Source organism: Stenotrophomonas sp. STEN046 (genome assembly GCF_056759755.1).
This window is the reverse complement of sequence record NZ_JBRRDR010000040.1, coordinates 13,387-31,665: the sequence shown is the minus strand read 5'-3', so window position 1 is coordinate 31,665 and position 18,279 is coordinate 13,387. Positions and strand designations below refer to the sequence as shown.

15 protein-coding genes are annotated in these 18,279 nt (G+C 66.9%); 6 read left to right on the top strand and 9 right to left on the bottom strand.

The window, feature by feature from the left end:
* Positions 1–5 precede the first annotated feature (5 nt).
* A complete protein-coding gene (locus ACVOLJ_RS16455) occupies positions 6–872 on the top strand; it encodes a hypothetical protein (RefSeq protein WP_481564619.1) in 867 nt (288 codons plus the stop codon).
* A gap of 388 nt (positions 873–1,260) precedes the next feature.
* Here the strand turns inward: ACVOLJ_RS16455 and ACVOLJ_RS16450 are convergent, their stop codons facing one another.
* On the bottom strand, positions 1,261–2,034 hold the full coding sequence (locus ACVOLJ_RS16450; protein WP_481564618.1) for an SDR family oxidoreductase: 774 nt from the start codon (positions 2,032–2,034) through the stop codon (positions 1,261–1,263).
* A 117-nt stretch (positions 2,035–2,151) separates the two neighbouring features.
* On the opposite strand from ACVOLJ_RS16450, the gene ACVOLJ_RS16445 reads away from it, so the two are divergent.
* Positions 2,152–3,057, top strand: a complete 906-nt coding sequence (locus ACVOLJ_RS16445) for a LysR family transcriptional regulator (protein WP_475278218.1) — start codon at positions 2,152–2,154, stop codon at positions 3,055–3,057.
* Positions 3,058–3,334: 277 nt separating this feature from the next.
* Here ACVOLJ_RS16445 and ACVOLJ_RS16440 read toward each other — a convergent pair whose 3' ends face one another.
* Positions 3,335–6,496, bottom strand: a complete 3,162-nt coding sequence (locus ACVOLJ_RS16440; protein WP_475278219.1) for an efflux RND transporter permease subunit — start codon at positions 6,494–6,496, stop codon at positions 3,335–3,337.
* A gap of 3 nt (positions 6,497–6,499) precedes the next feature.
* Positions 6,500–7,639, bottom strand: coding sequence for an efflux RND transporter periplasmic adaptor subunit (locus ACVOLJ_RS16435; protein WP_481564617.1), 1,140 nt, complete (start codon positions 7,637–7,639; stop codon positions 6,500–6,502).
* A 123-nt stretch (positions 7,640–7,762) separates the two neighbouring features.
* On the opposite strand from ACVOLJ_RS16435, the gene ACVOLJ_RS16430 reads away from it, so the two are divergent.
* The 3 genes from ACVOLJ_RS16430 (at position 7,763) to ACVOLJ_RS16420 (ending at position 10,608) form a co-directional block, all read left to right on the top strand.
* On the top strand, positions 7,763–8,443 hold the full coding sequence (locus ACVOLJ_RS16430; protein ID WP_475278221.1) for a TetR/AcrR family transcriptional regulator: 681 nt from the start codon (positions 7,763–7,765) through the stop codon (positions 8,441–8,443).
* A 136-nt stretch (positions 8,444–8,579) separates the two neighbouring features.
* A complete protein-coding gene (locus tag ACVOLJ_RS16425; RefSeq protein ID WP_481564616.1) occupies positions 8,580–9,227 on the top strand; it encodes a protein-L-isoaspartate O-methyltransferase family protein in 648 nt (215 codons plus the stop codon).
* A gap of 16 nt (positions 9,228–9,243) precedes the next feature.
* On the top strand, positions 9,244–10,608 hold the full coding sequence (locus ACVOLJ_RS16420; protein WP_475278223.1) for a TolC family outer membrane protein: 1,365 nt from the start codon (positions 9,244–9,246) through the stop codon (positions 10,606–10,608).
* 102 nt (positions 10,609–10,710) lie between these two features.
* Here ACVOLJ_RS16420 and ACVOLJ_RS16415 read toward each other — a convergent pair whose 3' ends face one another.
* On the bottom strand, positions 10,711–12,033 hold the full coding sequence (locus tag ACVOLJ_RS16415; RefSeq protein ID WP_481564615.1) for an amino acid transporter: 1,323 nt from the start codon (positions 12,031–12,033) through the stop codon (positions 10,711–10,713).
* Positions 12,034–12,268: 235 nt separating this feature from the next.
* A complete protein-coding gene (gene waaA / locus ACVOLJ_RS16410; RefSeq protein ID WP_475278225.1) occupies positions 12,269–13,567 on the bottom strand; it encodes a lipid IV(A) 3-deoxy-D-manno-octulosonic acid transferase in 1,299 nt (432 codons plus the stop codon).
* A gap of 60 nt (positions 13,568–13,627) precedes the next feature.
* Between waaA and ACVOLJ_RS16405 the strand changes: the two genes are divergently transcribed.
* The gene (locus ACVOLJ_RS16405) at positions 13,628–14,545 is read left to right on the top strand and encodes an LpxL/LpxP family Kdo(2)-lipid IV(A) lauroyl/palmitoleoyl acyltransferase (RefSeq protein WP_475278226.1); all 918 of its coding nucleotides are present in this window, start codon (positions 13,628–13,630) and stop codon (positions 14,543–14,545) included.
* Between the two features lie 302 nt (positions 14,546–14,847).
* On the opposite strand, the gene ACVOLJ_RS16400 is transcribed toward ACVOLJ_RS16405, so the two are convergent.
* The 4 genes from ACVOLJ_RS16400 to ACVOLJ_RS16385 form a co-directional block, all read right to left on the bottom strand.
* Entirely contained in the window at positions 14,848–15,297 is a 450-nt protein-coding gene (locus tag ACVOLJ_RS16400; RefSeq protein ID WP_475278227.1) for an REP-associated tyrosine transposase, read from the bottom strand.
* A gap of 90 nt (positions 15,298–15,387) precedes the next feature.
* Positions 15,388–16,725, bottom strand: coding sequence for an O-antigen ligase family protein (locus tag ACVOLJ_RS16395; RefSeq protein WP_481564614.1), 1,338 nt, complete (start codon positions 16,723–16,725; stop codon positions 15,388–15,390).
* The gene (locus ACVOLJ_RS16390) at positions 16,706–17,821 is read right to left on the bottom strand and encodes a glycosyltransferase (RefSeq protein ID WP_481564613.1); all 1,116 of its coding nucleotides are present in this window, start codon (positions 17,819–17,821) and stop codon (positions 16,706–16,708) included. The genes ACVOLJ_RS16395 and ACVOLJ_RS16390 overlap by 20 nt, the downstream gene beginning before the upstream one ends.
* 16 nt (positions 17,822–17,837) lie before the next feature.
* Positions 17,838–18,035, bottom strand: coding sequence for a zinc-finger domain-containing protein (locus tag ACVOLJ_RS16385; protein ID WP_475278230.1), 198 nt, complete (start codon positions 18,033–18,035; stop codon positions 17,838–17,840).
* Between the last annotated feature and the right edge of the window lie 244 nt (positions 18,036–18,279).

The following is an 18,279-nucleotide window of genomic DNA, read 5'->3' as shown; positions in this document are numbered from 1 at the left end:
ACTCCGTGCGGGATGTTCGCGCTCTGCGGATCGCTCGCGGCCGCGCGCATCTGCGAACTGCTGCATCCGGTCAGGACAGTGCCGTCGTCAGCTCTGGCCACCACGCGTTCATTGATTCGGAGGCTGCCCGAAGGCAAGCCGCTGCGCGACGCTTCGCGTTGCCAGACCTGCACGCCGGCCTGCTGGTGAGCAGTTGTCAGACCGGCATCGAGCAACACGCCTGCCACGTTGATTCTGCCAAGGTCTGCAGCGAACAGGCCAGCCGGTGCGACCAGCACCTTGTCGGTGGCGATGCCCTGGATCTGCAGCGGCGTCTGCAGTTCGATCTGGAAGGCGGGAAGCACCGTGCCCTTGATCGCATGCGAAGACGCCGACACTGCACGGACCTGTTCCGGCCATCCGCTCTGCGGCTGTTCCATCACCTGCTGCAGCAAGCGCCCGACACGGCGCAGGGCCGCATCGTCGGCACGGCACTCGATGGCCGCCGTGAGGTCATTGGCATCTGCACGCTGCTGCCGATCCAGTGGCAACGTTTCCTGCGTGCTGGCAGCTGGGGCAGTACATCCCAACCGATAGCCGTCGCCATCGCTGCTCACCATGATCGACGGGGCCGACGTGTTGCCATCAACCGGTCGTGTGGTCCACACCCGGAAGGGTTCACGCAGCGTGCTCGACTGCAGCTGCAGGCCATGGCGGGCAACGATGCGATCACGCGTTGCAGCGTCGATGACAATGGACAACCCCTGCGCGTCTGCGAAAACGCGCTGGGTCCGGACGCCCTGCGCGGTCAACGGCACCGGCATATCGATGACCGTCACCGAAGCAGCGTCGGCGTCTCCGGCCTGCTCGAAATGCCAGTCACGCAGATGTAGCGGGCGACCGGCTGGATCGCCGTAGCGTGCCGTACGCAGGGTGCTGGCGACGCTCTGCCGGGTATCTGCGCTGGCGCGGCATTCCAGCACGGCAATCAGGTCCTGCTGGAACCGCAGGGTATCGGTCGCTGCCGGCCTTGCATCGGCAAGACCGCTGCAGGCAACCAGCATCAGCGTGCAGGCGGGGATCGTGCGAGGGAACATGCAGGCACTCCGGCCGCTGGACAGCCGGCTATTGTGCCGCGATCCCAGCCAGGATCGCGGCACTTTCTACCGTCCACTCGGAATGTTGCCAATCTGCCGGGGGTTGGCAGTAGATCCACGCCATGCGTGGATGAGCGCAGCCAGAACAAGGAACACCCACGCATGGCGCTCGCACGGCGTGCCTCTACTTGGTGGTGTAGCCACCATTGACCAGGATGGTCTGGCCGGTCATCCACCAGCCATCGGTGACCAGGAAGCGGATCCACGGCACGATGTCGGCGATGTCGGTCAGGCCGGTTCGGGTGAACGCCGACAGCGCCGCCGCCGTCTTGTGGTACGCCTGCGCATCGGCACTCTCGGCCGGATAGAAGAACGGCGTGTCCATCGGGCCCGGGCCGATCGCCGTCACCGAGATACCGCGCTCACCGAATTCCTTCGAGGCCGCACGGGTGAAATGCTCCACCGGCGCCTTGGTGCCGGCATAACTGGAATAGAACGGCGTGTACGCGCCCAGCAGTGAAGTGACCAGGGTGCAGATACGGCCACCGTCATTGACGTGTCGACCCGCTTCCTTGAGGAAGAAGAACGCGGTCTTCGCATTGACCGCACTCATCTGGTCGTACTCGGCCTCGCTGATGTCGACCATCGGCTTCTTCAGCACCTTGCCGACGGTGTTGATGGCGATGTCCGGCCGGCCAACAGCGGCCACGGCATCGGTGAACAGGCGCTCCATCGCTGCCGCCGAGGTCAGGTCCGCCTGCAGCGCCACGGCCTTGCTGCCGGCGGCCTGCACCGCCGCCACGGTCGCCTCGGCGTCGGCCTGGCTGGCGGCACTGTTGTAGTGGATGACGATGGCGCTGGCACCCTGTGCGGCAAAATCGCGGGCAATCAGGCCGCCGAGGTTCTTGGCACCGCCGGCGATCAGCACGGTCTTGCCCTTGAGGGAATGGTCGGTCATGGCGTCGGTCTCGGGGAGGGGCTGGCCGGAGTGGCAACCCTGCCCTGACGACGATATCGTGCAGAAATCGCGGATAAAGCCCGCTACATTGACTTAACCTTCCAGGGCTGGCGAACAATGGACAGGATCGAGCGTTTCCGCATCTTCACCCGGGTCGTGGAGTGCACCAGCTTCACCCGTGCCGCCGACCAGCTCGGCCTCCCGCGCTCCACCGTGTCGGCCGCAGTGGCTGAACTGGAGCAACGCCTGGGCACGCGTCTGCTGCAACGGTCCACCCGGCGTGTATCGACCACCCATGACGGCGATACCTTCTATGTCCGCTGCCTGCGCCTGATCGCGGAAGTGGAAGACGCCGAGTCGCTGTTCCAGCAGGAAGACGCGCCGCCGATGGGCACGCTGAGGATCGACGTGCCCAGTCGCATCGGCCGCTGCATCATCGCGCCGGCGTTGCCCGGGTTCTTCGCGCGCTTCCCGCAGGTGGAACTGGACCTGGGCATGACCGATCGCGCGGTGAACCTGATCGAGGACGGCTGCGATGCCGTGCTGCGGGTTGGCCACCTGGGCGATTCCAGCCTGGTCGCGCGCACCCTGGGCATGCTCGATTTCGTCAACGTGGCCGCGCCCACCTACCTGCGCGAGCACGGCGTGCCGCAGCATCCTGCCGATCTGCATCAGCACCGCGCGGTGAACTACGCTTCACCGACGACGGCGCGGGTGGAGCCCTGGGAGTGGCAGGAAGGCAGCCAACTGCACACGCAGCCGATGCCCGGCTGGGTGCGGGTGAACAGCGCCGAGGCGTCCATTGCCTGCTGCGTGGCAGGCTTGGGGCTGCTGCAGATTCCGCGTTACGACGTGCAGGCGGAACTTCAATCGGGCGCACTGGTGGAAGTGATGCCGCAGTACGTGGCACAACCGTTGCCGGTGACGCTGCTGCAACCGCATCGGCAGCACCGTGCGCAACGCGTGCAGGTGTTCATCGAATGGCTGCTGCCCCTGCTGCGGAACAGCCTTCAGCTGCAGTAGATCCACGCCATGCGTGTCCACCCCGGTAGATCCACGCCATGCGTGCCCACCGCGGTAGATCCACGCCATGCGTGGATGAAGCCTCAATGCCAACCAAGGTTGGCACCTACCAGGCCCACCCCAGTAGATCCACGCCATGCGTGGATGAAGCCTCAGTGCCAACCAAGGTTGGCACCTACCAGGCCCACCCCAGTAGATCCACGCCATGCGTGGATGAAGCCTCAGTGCCAACCAAGGTTGGCACCTACCAGGGGCGGCGGCCGCAGAACCCGGGGCATCACGCCCCGGATTCATCCGGCTTGACCCGGAACCATGCCGCGTACAACGCCGGCAGGAACACCAGGGTCAGCACCGTACCCACGATCAGGCCACCCATGATCGAAATCGCCATCGAGCCATAGAACGCACTGCGCGAGAGCGGAATCATCGCCAGCACGGCCGCCAGTGCAGTCAGCACGATCGGGCGGAAACGGCGCACCGTCGCATCGATGATCGAATGCCAGCGGTCATGCCCGGCGTCGATATCCTGCTGGATCTGGTCGATCAGGATCACCGAGTTGCGCATGATCATGCCGGCCAGCGCGATCGTGCCCAGCAGCGCCACGAAGCCGAACGGGGCGCGGAACAGCAGCAGGAACAACGTGGCACCAATGATGCCCAGCGGCGCGGTCACCAGCACCATCGCCGCGCGCGAGAAGCTGCGCAGCTGCAGCATCAGCAGCGTGGCCACCACGATCAGGAACAACGGCATGCCGGCCTTGATCGAGTTCTGTCCACGTGCCGAATCCTCCACCGAGCCGCCGGTTTCCAGCAGGTAGCCACTGGGCAGCCCTGCCCGGATGCCGTCCAGCGTCGGCACGATCTGCTGCACCACGTCCAGCGCCTGCATGCCGTCGCTGATGTCGGCACGCACGGTCACCGTCGGCAGGCGGTTGCGATGCCAGATGATGCCGTCCTCGAAGGCGTACTCCAGCCGCGCGACCTGCGACAGCGTCACCGCCGTGCCACTGCTGGTGGGCATCGCCAGGCTGCCGATCAGGTCCAGCTGCGCGCGCTCGTTGTCCGGGCCACGCAGCAGCATCTCGATCTGGCGGTTGCCTTCGCGATAGGTGCTCACGCTCATGCCCGACAGCGAACTGCTGAGGAACTGGCTGACCTGGGCACTGCTGACACCCAGCGCACGTGCACGGTCCTGGTCGATCACCAGCCGCACCACTTTGCTCGGCTCGCTCCAGTCCAGATTGACGTTCATCACGTGCGGGTTCTCCCGCACCTTGGCCTCGACCTGGCGCGCGATCGCCTGCACCTGCGCGATGTGCTCGCCGGATACGCGCATCTGCACCGGGTAGCCCACCGGCGGGCCGTTCTCAAGCCGGGTCACGCGCATCTGCACGTCCGGGAACTGCTTGATCACGTCCTTCAGCATCCAGTCGCGGGTCGCTTCGCGGGCCTTGGCGTCTTCGGTGAGCACCACGAACTGGGCGAAGTTGGTCGCCGGCAGCTGCTGGTCCAGCGGCAGGTAGAAGCGCGGCGAACCGGTGCCGACGTAGGCCACGTAGTTGCTGATGCCCTCGCGCTGCTTCAGCAGCGTTTCCAGCTTGGTGGCCTGCGCCTGGGTGGCGGCCAGCGATGCGCCTTCGGCCAGTTCGATGTCCACCATCAGTTCGGGCCGGGTGGAATCGGGGAAGAACTGCTGCGGCACGAAGCGGAACAGCATCAGCGAGCCGATGAACAGCGCGATGGTCGCACCGATCACCCACCAGCGATGGCGGAGGCAGGTATCCAGGAAACCCCGGAAGCGGGTGTAGAACGGCCGCTGGTACGGATCATGGTCGTGCGCATGTTCCTTCGGCGCGATCCAACGCGCGAGCGCCGGGTGGCGGTCGGCCCACTGCAGGCGCTTGGCACGCCAGCGACCGGCAAGACTATCCGGCTTGGGCAGCTGCGGATTGAACAGGTCCGGCAGCATCTTGTCGCCCAGGTACGGGATGAACAGCACCGCTGCGATCCAGGACACCACCAGTGCGATGGTCACCACCTGGAACAGCGAACGGGTGTACTCGCCGGTGCTCGAGGCCGCCGTTGCAATGGGCAGGAAGCCGGCCGCGGTAATCAGCGTACCGGTCAGCATCGGGAACGCGGTCGATTCCCAGGCGAAGCTGGCCGCACGCAGGCGGTCGTAGCCCTGCTCCATCTTGGTGGCCATCATTTCCACCGCGATGATCGCATCGTCCACCAGCAGGCCCAGCGCCAGCACCAGCGCGCCCAGCGAGATCTTGTGCAGGCCGATGTCGAAGTAGTGCATGACGAAGAAGGTCATCGCCAGCACCAGTGGAATGGTCACGCCCACCACCAGGCCGGTGCGCAGGCCCAGCGAGAAGAAGCTGACCAGCAGCACGATCACCACCGCTTCGGTCAGCACCTGCACGAACTCGCCCACCGACTCTTCCACCGCATGCGGCTGGTCGGACACCTTGCGCAGCTGCATGCCGGCCGGCAGGGTCTTCTGCAGGCGCTCGAACTCGGCATCCAGGGTGGCACCGAGTTTCAGGATGTCGCCACCATCCTTCATCGCTACCGCCAGGCCGATCGCATCCTGGCCCATGAAGCGCATCTTCGGCGAGGCCGGATCGGCAAAGCCACGCTTCACCTCGGCGATGTCGCCCAGGTGCAAGGTCCGCTCGCCGGCCTGGATCGGGAACTTGCGGATGTCCTCGATCGAATCGAACTGGCCGGTCACGCGCAGCTGCACGCGGTCGGTCGGGGTTTCGAAGAAGCTGGTGGCGGTCACCGCGTTCTGGTCGGCCAACGCCTGCTGCACCTGCTGCAGCGACACGCCCAGCGTGGCCAGCTTGGTGTTGGACAGCTCGATCCAGACCTTCTCGTCCTGCAGGCCGACCAGGTCGATCTTGCCGACGTCGGGCACGCGCTGCAGTTCCAGCTGGATGCGGTCGGCATAGTCGCGCATCACCGCGTAGTCGAAGCCTTCGCCGGTCAGCGCATAGATGTTGCCGAAGGTATCGCCGAACTCATCGTTGTAGAACGGCCCGACGATCTCGCGCGGCAGCGTCGCCTTGATGTCACCCACGCGCTTGCGCACCTGGTACCAGAGGTCGGGAATCTGCTTGGAACGCAGGCTGTCGCGGGCCATGAAGATCACCTGCGATTCGCCCGGGCGCGAGTATGAGCGGATGAACTCGTACTCGCCGGTGTTCATCAGCGCCTTCTCGATCGGCTCGGTCACCTGCCGCGAGACCTGCTCGGCGGTGGCACCGGGCCACATCGTGCGCACGACCATCGCCTTGAAGGTGAACGGAGGATCTTCAGACTGGCCCAGGTGCTTGTAGGACCATGCACCGATGACGGCGAAGGCAAGCATCGCAAACAGCACCAGCGGGCGATTGCCCAATGCCCATTCGGAGAGATTGAAGCGGCGCACGGATCAGTGCCCCTTGCCTGCGGCCGGCGCAGCGGCCGGCGTGGACGCCGGTGCCAGCACAGGACGATTCTGGCGGTCGACCGGCGTCACCACCTGGCCTTCGCGCAGCAGGTGGCCGCCGGCGGCCACCACCCAGTCGCCGGCGGCCACGCCGGACAGCACCGGCACCGCCTGCGCACCGTAGGCACCGACGGTCACCGGGGTGGCCTTCAATGCACCATTGGACGGATTGACCACCCACACGCTGGCCTTGCCATCACTGCCGCGCAGCACCGAGCCGAGCGGCAGCTGCAGGGTGCCACTGCGGCCAGCGGCGGCGAACACCCGCGCGCTCTGGCCCAGTTCCACTTCGCTCAAGGCTTCCGGTGCCAGGCTGACCCGCGTGGCATAGGTGCGTGCCTGTGCATCGGCGGCCGGCGCGATCTCGCGCAGGGTGCCCGGCAGCAGCTGGCCCGGGCGGTTCCACAGTTCCACCTGCACCGCCTGCCCCACCTTGTAATCACGGATGCTGCTTTCCGGCAGCGCGATCAACACTTCGCGGCCACCGTCTGCGGCCAGGGTGAACACCGTCTGCCCGGCACTGACCACCTGCCCGGCTTCGGCCTGGCGGCTGGCGATCACACCGTCGACCGGCGCGCGCAGCTGCGCGTACTCGGCCTGGTTGCGGGCCACCGCCAGGTTGGCGCGGGCGGCATTGGCCTGGCCCTGTGCGGCCTTGAACGCGGCAGTCTGCTGGTCCAGCGTCGAGCGGCTGACCAGCTGGTCTTCGGCCAGCTTGGCGTAGCGCTTCTGGTCATCGCGCGCGCGCACCAGGTCGGCTTCCGCCGCCGCCAGCTGCGCCTGCGAGGCGGCCGCCTGCGAGGAATAGTCGGCCGCGTCCAGTTCGGCCAGCAGCTGGCCCTTCTTCACACGTTGCCCGGCGTCGACATGGCGCTTGACCAGGTTGCCACCGACGCGGAACGACAGCGGACTCTCCTGGCGGGCACGTACCTCGCCGGGGTACGCCGCCGGTGCCTGCCCGTCCTGCGTGGTGGGATGCACCACCAGCACCGGGATGGCCACCACCGGCTCAGCGGCCTGCCTGCCACAGGCTGCCACTGCCACCGCCAGCACGCCAACGCCCAACCAACGCATGTTTTTCATGGGGTACAAGACCTGAAAAGGAATCCCGGGGGGACGCGCCGGCAACATACTGTTGCGACACGGCCATTAGTGAACCAGCCGGTATAGTATAAATATCGAACCGCTTGGTCTAGTATTAGCGCGATGATTTCTCCCACTTCCCGAAAGCCGTCGGCCAAGCCGGCTGCCAAGGCTGCCGGCCCCGGGCGCCCCAAGGACCTGGGCAAGCGCGCGGCGATCCTCGAGGCAGCCAAGACACTGTTCATCGAACAGGGCTACAGCGGCGTGAGCATGGACAGCATCGCTGCCCAGGCCAACGTGTCGAAGCTGACCGTATACAGCCATTTCGGCGACAAAGAGACCTTGTTCTCCGAAGCTGTGCAGTCCAAGTGCATGGAGATGCTGCCCGACGCCTTGTTCGTGGCAGACGTGGAAGGCCCGCTGCGCGATCAGCTGATCGGCATCGGCATGGCCTTCTTCGAGATGATCACCTCCGATGCTGCGCTCTCCATCCAGCGGGTGATGATGGCGCCGGAGACCGATGAACGACTGCGCGAGCTGTTCTGGCAGGCCGGCCCCAAGCGCACCTGTGAGGCCCTGGCCGATTTCATGCGTTCGCGCAGCGAGCGCGGCGAGCTGGACATCCCCGACCATGCAATCGCCGGCCAGCAGTTCCTGACGCTGGTGAAGGGCGAAGTGCACATGCATATGATGTGCGGCATGCCACTGTCCCCGGTCGAGACCGATGCGGCGATCCATGTGGCGGCCAGTGTCGATTTCTTCCTGCGCGCCTATGCGCCGCGAGGGGCCGGGACGGCTGGATAACCAAAACTGAACGAACCGGAGGTCGCGATGACTTCCGGCACTGCGACCCCGGCCACCCGGCAGCTGATGCTCTGGGCGCGCCGCCGGCCTCCGGCACCGGTAAAATGGCCGGCCCACTGCGCTGGATTTGAACCTCATGACGATTGATTACGCCCACGCCCGCGAACTGATGGTGGAACAGCAGATCCGTCCCTGGGACGTGCTGGACATCAAGGTGCTCGACGTCCTCGCCCGCCTGCCGCGCGAGGCCTTCGTCGCCGACGCGCACCGGGCGCTGGCCTACGCCGATGTCGAACTGCCGATCGGCAACGGCCAGAAGATGATGAAGCCGGTCATCGAGGGTCGTACCCTGCAGGCACTGGATCTGCAGCCGGGTGACGAAGTGCTGGAAATCGGCACCGGCAGCGGCTTCCTCTCGGCCTGCATCGGCGCGCTGGCGCGCGACGTGCTGAGCCTGGAAATCGACCCGGACCTGGCCGCCGCTGCCCGCGCGCGCCTGGATGCATCGGGCCTGGGCACCAACGTACGCGTGGAAGTTGCCGATGCGCTGAGCTGGCAGACCGAGCGTCGCTTCGACGTGATCTGTGTCACTGGCGCGGTTGACGTGGTGCCGTCACAGTTCGCTTCATGGCTGCGTCCGGGTGGTCGCCTGTACGTGATCCAGGGCCGTTCGCCGGCCATGGAAGCACTGCTGGTGAAGGCCGATGGCAGCACCGAATCGCTGTTCGAGACCGATATCGATTACCTGCGTGGTGCCGCCCCGGCCCCCCAGTTCCACCTCTGAGTCCAAGGAAGCCGCAATGATCCGCCGATCCCTCGCTGTTGCGCTGGCCACTGCCCTGCTGCCGTTGTCCGCCCATGCTGCCGACCTGCTGCAGGTCTACGAAATGGCGCGCAATGGCGACCCGCAGCTGTCCGCCGCCGAATCCACCCGGCTGTATGACAAGGAAGGCGCCGTGCAGGCGCGTGCTGCCCTGCTGCCGCAGATCAACGGCCAGGCGCAGCTCAGCCGCACCCGCACCGAAGCCGACCACGATGCCAACTCCGGCACCGTCACCAGCAAGCGCCGCAACTACACGATCGACGGTTCGCAGACGCTGTTCAACTGGACGCAGATCAACAACCTGCGTTCGCAGCGCGAGCTGAGCAAGGCGGCGGATTTCACCCTGGATTCGGCCAACGACAATCTGATCGTGCGCACCTCGGCCGCCTACTTCAACGTGCTGGTGGCGATCGAATCGCTGAACGCCGCACAGACCAATGAAGCGGCCGCCAAGAAGCAGTTCGACTTCGCCGACAAGCGCCTGGAAGTGGGCCTGGCGCCGATCACCGACGTGCACGAAGCGCGCGCGCAGTACGACCAGGCGCGTGCCAACGCGATCGTTGCGCAGAACACCCTGGCCGACAATTACCAGGCCCTGACCGAACTGACCGGCCAGCCGGTGGTCAACCTGAAGGGCCTGCCGGCCGACTTCCGCCCGGAAGTGCCGGCCAACCGTGGCAACATCGACCAGCTGGTGGCCCAGGCCAGCGGCCAGAACCCGGCGCTGAAGGCGCAGGAACTGAAGGTCAGCGCCGCTGAAGCCGGTGTGCAGGCCGCCCGTGGTGGTCACTACCCGACCCTGTCGCTGGGCGGCAGCTGGGGCAAGAGTGCAACCTGGGGCGACAGCGTCGGCGCAGGCTCGCTGTCCCCGGATGCGCGTACCAACAGCATCGGCCTGACCCTGAGCGTGCCGATCTTTGCCGGTGGCGCCACCCAGTCCGGCGTGCGCCAGGCCCTGGCCCAGCGTGACATCGCGCAGGATGGCTACGAGCAGCAGAAGCGCGCGCTGGACCGCAACACCCGCAATGCCTACCAGACCCTGGTGCAGGGCATCAGCGAAGTGGAAGCCCGTCGCCTGGCGGTGGTCTCCGCACAGAGCGCCTACGACGCATCGCAGGTTGGCCTGGAAGTCGGCACCCGCACGGTGCTGGACGTTATCCAGAACCAGCGCATCCTGTTCTCCGCACAGCTGGACTACGCACAGGCGCGCTACACCTTCCTGCAGAACCGGCTGCTGCTGAGCCAGTCGCTGGGCGCCCTGGATGTTGCCGAGCTGCAGGACATCAACCGCCTGCTGACCCTGGATGCAGGCAACCCGGCGACGACCACGACCTCGAACTGAGGTTGGATGGCGCATCCACGCTGAAGCGTGGATCCCCTCGAAAAGCCACCCGCACGGGTGGCTTTTTCGTTGCGCGATGGCATGGCCACCGATGGCGTGGCGCTACCCCGCGCGCCCTGCACGCTGACGCAGGAACTGGACCGCCAGCAGCACCGCCAGCAGCACCAGCATCGGCACGAACATGCGGGACATGACCGCCGGCAACAGGCACAGCGCCGTCGCCAGGGGGGCCAGCACATTGGCGATGAGTGCCCGGTTTGCATGTGCAGTCGTGGCATGCCATGGGCCGCGGGCGACGCCCAGGCACACCGCGGCAAGCACCAGCAGGCCCGTGGGGCCCGGCAGCTGCGGCAACCATCCCTCCGTCAGCGACACCGCCAGTGCTGCCGCCAACACGGTCAGCGATATCGTCACCGCCACGGCCGCGTGGTCGCTGCCATCATCCGAACGGGGCAGCCACACTTCCAGCCCCAGCCGCGCGGCCAACAGCAGCGATACCACCTGCAGTGCCGCCAGCCCCGCCGCACCGGCCAACGGCAACAGCGGCAGCAGCCATTGCAGCTGCGGCACCCCCTGCAGGGCCACCGACAGCGGGCGCGTGCTGGCCAGTGCGGAAAACTCGACCAGACCCGACTGCAGGGCAGCCAGCAGCATCAACCACACCATCACCGCCAGCACCGTCGCGCCAGCCGTCCGCGAAACCTGTGAGCGGGGCCGCTGCAGCACCCCGGCAAACCCGGCCAGCAAGCCGGCACCCAGCAGCACACCCAGCAACGGCACGCTGGCCGCAAGCACACCTCCCAGTCCGAAGCGATAGGGCGCGGTGGCCGAGGGCAGCCAGGGAATCCAGTGCGCGTAGTGCACGTGGCGTGCGGCCAGCAGCAACAACAGCAGGCCGATACCCAGCTTCACCGCCAGCAGCGCGCTCGCCAGCAGCAGTGCGCGTGGCGTGCGCAGCAGCGCCGTGGCAATGCCCAGCAGCAACAGCATGATCGACGCCGCCAGTGGCAATGGCATCCACTGCGCGGGCGCTGCGTCCACGACCACGCCGGCGGCATACAGATGGCGCGCCATTGATTGCGCCAGGCCGGCGACAGTGGCGGTCAATTCAATCAGCAGGGCCATCACCAGCAGGTCGGCCACCGGCTTGCCCCAGGCGGCGCGAAGCAGGCCATGCAGGCCGGAGGCCCCCGGCGTGCGACGCATCGCCTCGCGCAGGCAGTACAGCATCGGCGCGGCACCGAGCGCCGCCAGCAACAGGCTCAGGACAATGGCCGGGCCTGCCCGCGCCGCCGTGTACTGGCCCACCAGCGCGATGACACTGCCGCCCATCAGCAGCGTCACCGCCACGACCCACAGGTGATCGGTACCCAGCCGGTCGGTCTCCGCGCTGGCCTGTGGTGCATCCCTGTTGTCGCCGATCATTCAAAGCTCCCTTGATGTCGCCCAAGCGTGGTCGACAGCAGGCTGGCAGCCTGACGCGGGATGCGGAATCGGAATCTGTGCAAACGCCACCATGATGTGATGGCTTGCACGCCGCCGAGGGCAGAACAGGGGCGCCTACGACAGACCGAGCACCATCAAGCAGGCTTGATGCAGGTGATCACGACAGGCGCGCAGCGCGCCGTTCGGTGCAGGCCATGCGGCGGCCGGCGTACTGTCAGCTGCGCGGAGGCGGCAGATGCGGTGAAACCAGCTGTACCGTCCGCTGCAGCGCGCCACGACCATTGCTGACCAGCGTGCAGCCAGCACGCGCCATGTCCTCGCGCACCTGCGCATCGTCGAGCAGGTGCAGCAGCAGGTCGCCCACGGCCTGCGCGTCCTCGCCGATCAGCAGTGCCCCGGCCTCGCGCATGCGCCGCGAGATCTCTGCGAAATTGTGCAGATGCGGGCCGGTCACCGCAGCGGTTCCCATGGCGGCCGGTTCCAGAAGGTTGTGTCCACCGATGGCCTGCAGGCTGCCGCCGACGAAGGCGACCTGCGCGCAGCCGTAGAACGGCATCAGCTCGCCGAGCGTGTCGATGACGAAGACATCGCAGCCAGCCACCGGCCACTTCTGCGCGCGACGGGTGGCCACGTTCCAGCCCTGCTCGCGTGCCAGCGCCTCGACCCGGGGAAACCGCTCGGGGTGGCGCGGTGCCCACAGCAGCAGCAGATCCGGATGCTGCTGGCGCAGGCGACGGTGCAGGTCGATGACCGCCTGCTCCTCGCCTTCATGGGTACTGGCTGCAATCCAGACCGGGCGCGAGGCAGGCACATGGGCGCGGAACTGTTCGATGAAAGGCTGCACGTCGGGAGTGGCGATATCGAACTTCAGATTGCCCAGTGCCTGCACCTGCTCCGGCGCCGCACCCAGCTGCACGAAGCGCGCGGCATCGTCCTGCGACTGCGCCGCCACGCAGGTGACCGTGCGCAGCGCACGACGGATAAGTGCGGCCAGCACGCGATAGCCACGCAGCGAGCGCGCCGACAGGCGGGCATTGAGGATGTAGACCGGGATGCGGCGGTCGCGGCAGCCAAACAGCATGTTCGGCCACAGCTCGGTTTCCAGGATCAGCGCCAGGCTGGGCTGGAAGTGGCCCAGGAAGCGATTGACGCTGCCCGGCACGTCGTAGGGCAGATACACGTGGTCCAGGGCATCGCCCCATAGCGCGCGTACCCGCTCCGAGCCCGTCGGGGTGATGGTGGTGATGACCCAGCGGATATCCGGACGCTGCTCGCGCAGCGCATTGACCAGCGGCGCGGCGGCATTGACCTCGCCCACCGACACCGCGTGCAGCCAGACCCTCGGCTGCCCGGTCGGCTGCGGGTAGGAGGCGTAGCGCTCATCCCAGCGCCGGAAGTACTCGCGGACCCGGAAACCCCGCCAGACCAGGTGATACACGGTGATCGGCAGCAGGAGGTAGAGCACGGCCGAATACAGGCCGCGCAGGATCCATTCGACAGGGTCTTTGCGCATGCGGCAAGGATACGGGAGCCCCCCGGGAAAGACACGCGGCCGGGTTGGTAGAATGGCCCCATGTCCGATGCCTCTACCGCCGTCCGTCCGTCGCTGCGCGATCCCCGCAACTGGCCGATGTTCGCCGCCATGTTCGGCGCCTTCGCCATTGCCCGCCTGCCCTGGTTGCTGCAGCGGGCACTGGGCCGTGGCGTCGGCTGGGTCAGCTGGCGCCTGCTCGCCAGCCGCCGCCGCGCCGCCGAGGTCAACCTCACGCTGTGCTTCCCGGAAAAGGACGAAGCGTGGCGCCAGCGCCTGGTGCGCGACAGCTTCGACGCACTGGGTGTGGGTGTGTTCGAGTGCATCCGCGCCTGGTGGGGCAGCATCGCCAGCATCCGCCCGCATGTGCAGATCGAAGGCCTGGAGCACCTGCGGCAGATGCAGGCCGAAGGCCGCGGCGTGCTGCTGGTTTCGGGCCACTTCATGACCCTGGAAATGTGCGGCCGCCTGCTGTGCGACTACGTCGACCTGTCGGGCATGTACCGCAAGCACAAGAACCCGGTGTACGAGTGGGCGGTGAAGTTTGGCCGCCTGCGCTACGCCAAGGCGATGTACGCCAACGAAGACATCCGTGCCACCGTGCGCCACCTGAAGAAGGGCGGCTTCCTGTGGTACGCGCCGGACCAGGACATGCGCGGCAAGGACACCGTATTCGTGCCGTTCTTTGGCCATACCGCATCCACCATCACCGCCACCCACCAATTGGCGCGCATGACCGGTTGCGCGGTGATTCCGTACTTCCACCGTCGCGAAGGCGGCAAGTACTTCCTGAAGATCGGCGCACCGCTGGAGAACTTCCCCAGCGAGGACGTGGAAGCCGATACCGCGCGGGTCAACCAAGCCATCGAGCAGATGGTGCGCGAGGCACCGGACCAGTACCTGTGGATCCACCGTCGCTTCAAGCGCCAGCCCGGCGGACGCAGCGATTTTTACAAGTAACACGGTGGTTGCGGTGGCTTGATCCACTTCATCCACGCATGGCGTGGATCTACTGCCGGTTCGGGTGGCTTCATCCCATCCACGCATGGCGTGGATCTGCTGCCGGTTCCGGTGGCTTCATCCCATCCACGCATGGCGTGGATCTACTGCCGGTTCCGGTGGCTTCATCCCATCCACGCATGGCGTGGATCTACTGCCGGTTCCGGTGGCTTCATCCCATCCACGCATGGCGTGGATCTACTGGCCGGCTTCTGCAGTAGATCCACGCCATGCGTGGATGCTCTGCGGACAGGTACCGGGGTCTACAGCGGCCATCGGCACCATGCATGTGGATACTCTCCCACAGTGCATGACAACCCGGCCCGGACCGGGTTGGCCAGGATGTACCTGGCCTTCTCATGAAGGGCTTCATCGGTCCGTACTGCATGGTCGTGGTACCCGTGCTGCCACAACGCGCCCCGACGGCCGAGATGTCGATTCAACAGGCGGCTGCTACGGGATTTGAGCAAAGACATGCACTCGGCCAACGTTCCTTTCTTCAGCTCCATGAGCCAATGCAGGTGGTCGGGCATCACCACCCACGCAAGGCTGTGGCTGAAGCCGCTACGTTCGACAAAGCGCAGGGTGTCCACCAGCAAGGCAACATTGGAAACATCGGAGAAGAAGCGTTGCCGCCCCGACGTCGCCGTCGTCAATGCGTACACGTTGCCGGTGCTGGAGTACCGACCGTAGCGGAGGCGGGGGCTGGCCATCGGCATAGCGTCGGGCCAATGCGTCAGTGACACCATCGGCCGATGGCGTGTTGCCGCCTCGGGAAAGCTTCATCCACGCATGGCGTGGATCTACTGCGCCCGGCTGTCGGGCGATGCTTCCGGTTCGCGCGACAACAACGTGCCGACGAACAGCGCGGCCAGCAGCACGGTCAGGCCGCCCCAGAACGCGGAATAGAACGCGAGATGGGTATTGAACGGGAACACGGTGACCGCCAGTGCCAGCATCGCCGGCCGCGCGCGCTCACGTGCGGCTGCGGGTGCGAAGCGCCAAGCGCGCCACGCCTGCGCCGCAGCTGCCAGCGATAGCAGCAGCCCCAGCACGCCGGTTTCGGCAAGGATTTCCAGCACGATCTGGTGCGCGTGCAGCGCCGGGGCATCACCCCACACCGCCGTCCCCTGCGCGGCCACACACTGCGGGTAGGCGTCGCGGAAGCCACGTGCACCCACCCCGTTGATCGGGTGTTCCTCAATCATGCACAGCGCCGCCGACCAGATCCGCGCGCGCCCCGACAGCGCCTGTTCGACGCCATCATCGCCGCCTTCCCAGGCCTGCGCCGTGCGCGCCACACGATCACGCAGCTGCGGCACGCTGGTGGCAAGCACGCCGGCACCCAGCAGTGCAGCCAGCGCCAGCATGCCCAGCCGCAGCCATCCCAACTGGCGCACGCCGCTGTAGAGCACGACCAGACCGAAGGTGATCCACGATGCGCGCGAGCCCGCCAGCAACACCACCACGCCCACCGCCATTACCGCCAACAACCAGCCCGGCGTGCCGAAGCGGCGCACGGCGGGCAGCACCAGGAACGGCGAAAGGCTGGCCAGCACCTGGCCGAACTTCAGGTTGCACGGCCCCAGCGCACCGCTGAGGCGATCGGCCAATGCGGCTTCTTCGGCCGGACATAGTGCACGCCCGCTGATGGCAAGCTTGATTTCCTGCAGCGACCAGAACCACGGGCTGGTACCGGCCACGGCCTGCACCAGCGCGTCCAGTGTCCACAGCCCGGTGATCAGCGCCAGCCCGCCCAGGGTCAGGCGGCGCCTTTGCGGTGTGGCCACGGCAATGGCCACCAACCACATGAAAGGCAGATAACGCAGCCCCGCAGCGGCTTTGGTCCACGCCGCCGACGGGTCGACCGCATCAAAGGCCGAGAGCGCCTGCGGCAGCCAGTAGCCCAGGAACAGGATGGACGTCAGTGCCCACGCTGCCGGACTCAACAGGAGCGGACGATGCTGCACGCGGCGGATGACCATGCGTGCGGCGGCATACAGCGCGCCCAGGCCCAATACCGTTTCTGCGATGCCGGGCAGCGGCCACAACGCAACGTAGGCCAGCACCCACCAGGGCGCCCAGCGCCCGGCGCGTTCGTCGCGCAGGGGCGGTGCGGCGTCAGCCGGCGAGGTCGGCATAGAGGCGGAGGGTATCGCGCTGCATGGCCTGCAGGGTAAACGGGATACGGGCGGGCAGTGAGGGCGGCTGCGCCAGCAGGGCCAGCGCACGTTCACCCAGGGCCTGCGCGTCGCCCAGCGGCACCGCACCTTCGGGCTGCAGCTGCTGCAGCAGTTCGCCAACGCCGCCATGGTTCCAGCCCAGCACCGGACGGCCTACCGAAAGCGCTTCAACCACGGTGCGGCCGAAGGCTTCCGGCTTGTCCGACAGCTGCAGCACCAGATCGCTGGCAGCATAGGCCTGGGCGATGCGTGCGGTAGGTGTACTGATGTGCACCGCCTCTGCCACGCCGAGCCGCGTTGCCTGCCTGCGCAGGTCCGCCACGTAGGCTTCACGGCCGGGTTCATCGGTGCCCAGCATCCACAGCTGCGCCGGCACCCCGGCCGCGCGGACATCGGCCAGCAGCTGCAGCGCATGCGCATGGCCTTTCAGCCGGGTGCCGCGGCCGGGCAGCAGCAACAGCGGCCCGTCGATCCCGGCCAGCCAAGGGTAGTCGGCAGCCAGTGCCAGCCGTGGCCGCCGGTCAGCCCGCGCCACACGCGGGAACTGGCTGACATCAACGCCGCGCGGGATCACCTGCAGCGTGCTGTCGGGCACGGTGGGGTAATGCGTGCGCACGTAGTCGCGAACGCTGTTGGAAACGCAGATCACGCGTTCGCCACTGGTCATCACCGCGCTGTAGCGGCTGGGCGAATTGAGCCCGTGCACGGTGGTCACCCAGCGCGGGCGCTGGGCCGGTTGCATCGCGCGGATCGCATACAGGCCCAGCCATGCAGGCAGGCGCGAACGGGCGTGAACGATGTCCGCCCCGACTTCGGTGAACAGACGGCGCAGGGTCGGCAGGTGGCGCAGGGTCAGCAGCGACTTGCGGCCGATATCCAGGGTCAGGTGCTCGGCGCCGCTGTCGAGCAGCGGCTGCACCAGGCGGCCACCGGCCGACACCACCAGCGCGCGATGGCCGGCAGCGACCAGTGCCGCAGCAATTTCCAGGGTCGAGCGCTCGACACCGCCGGAGTGCAGCGCCGGCAGCAACTGCACCACGGTCAATCGGCGCATCGGGGAGAGCCTCTGGTCAGTCGACCAGCACGAACACGGAGCCGCAGTACGCGCACTTCGCTTCGCCGTTGGGCTCGTCTTCGATCGGCAGGTACACCCGCGGATGCGAGTTCCACAGCGCCATTTCCGGGGTCGGACAGCTCAGCGGCAGATCGCTGCGGTGCACGGTGTAGCGCTTTTCGGCGTTGGCGGGCGCGGTGGCGGTATGGCTCATGGCAGATGTCGATGAACGGATTGCGAGGCCTGCGATTCTAGCATCTGGGCCACGCCAGCACTGCGCTGCAACAGGGCAGCGGGCCAACCGCACCGATCCTGCACAGCGTGGGCGTCGGGTTGGCGCCGCCGGCCACGGCGATTTCTTCAATCGATCCAAGGGCTTCCCGCCGGATACCGGCCCAGCGGCGTATTTTCCGCATTTGGATCGAACTAAATGGCACTTGTCAGCGCGCCGCGAGCTG

Coding starts and splice junctions, on each gene's coding strand:
- ACVOLJ_RS16450 (WP_481564618.1), bottom strand. CDS start 2,034: ATGACCGACCATTCCCTCAAGGGCAAGACCGTGCTGATCGCCGGCGGT.
- ACVOLJ_RS16430 (WP_475278221.1), top strand. CDS start 7,763: ATGATTTCTCCCACTTCCCGAAAGCCGTCGGCCAAGCCGGCTGCCAAG.
- ACVOLJ_RS16390 (WP_481564613.1), bottom strand. CDS start 17,821: ATGCGCCGATTGACCGTGGTGCAGTTGCTGCCGGCGCTGCACTCCGGC.
- waaA (WP_475278225.1), bottom strand. CDS start 13,567: ATGCGCAAAGACCCTGTCGAATGGATCCTGCGCGGCCTGTATTCGGCC.
- ACVOLJ_RS16420 (WP_475278223.1), top strand. CDS start 9,244: ATGATCCGCCGATCCCTCGCTGTTGCGCTGGCCACTGCCCTGCTGCCG.
- ACVOLJ_RS16405 (WP_475278226.1), top strand. CDS start 13,628: ATGTCCGATGCCTCTACCGCCGTCCGTCCGTCGCTGCGCGATCCCCGC.
- ACVOLJ_RS16415 (WP_481564615.1), bottom strand. CDS start 12,033: ATGATCGGCGACAACAGGGATGCACCACAGGCCAGCGCGGAGACCGAC.
- ACVOLJ_RS16425 (WP_481564616.1), top strand. CDS start 8,580: ATGACGATTGATTACGCCCACGCCCGCGAACTGATGGTGGAACAGCAG.
- ACVOLJ_RS16445 (WP_475278218.1), top strand. CDS start 2,152: ATGGACAGGATCGAGCGTTTCCGCATCTTCACCCGGGTCGTGGAGTGC.
- ACVOLJ_RS16400 (WP_475278227.1), bottom strand. CDS start 15,297: ATGGCCAGCCCCCGCCTCCGCTACGGTCGGTACTCCAGCACCGGCAAC.
- ACVOLJ_RS16385 (WP_475278230.1), bottom strand. CDS start 18,035: ATGAGCCATACCGCCACCGCGCCCGCCAACGCCGAAAAGCGCTACACC.
- ACVOLJ_RS16395 (WP_481564614.1), bottom strand. CDS start 16,725: ATGCCGACCTCGCCGGCTGACGCCGCACCGCCCCTGCGCGACGAACGC.
- ACVOLJ_RS16435 (WP_481564617.1), bottom strand. CDS start 7,639: ATGAAAAACATGCGTTGGTTGGGCGTTGGCGTGCTGGCGGTGGCAGTG.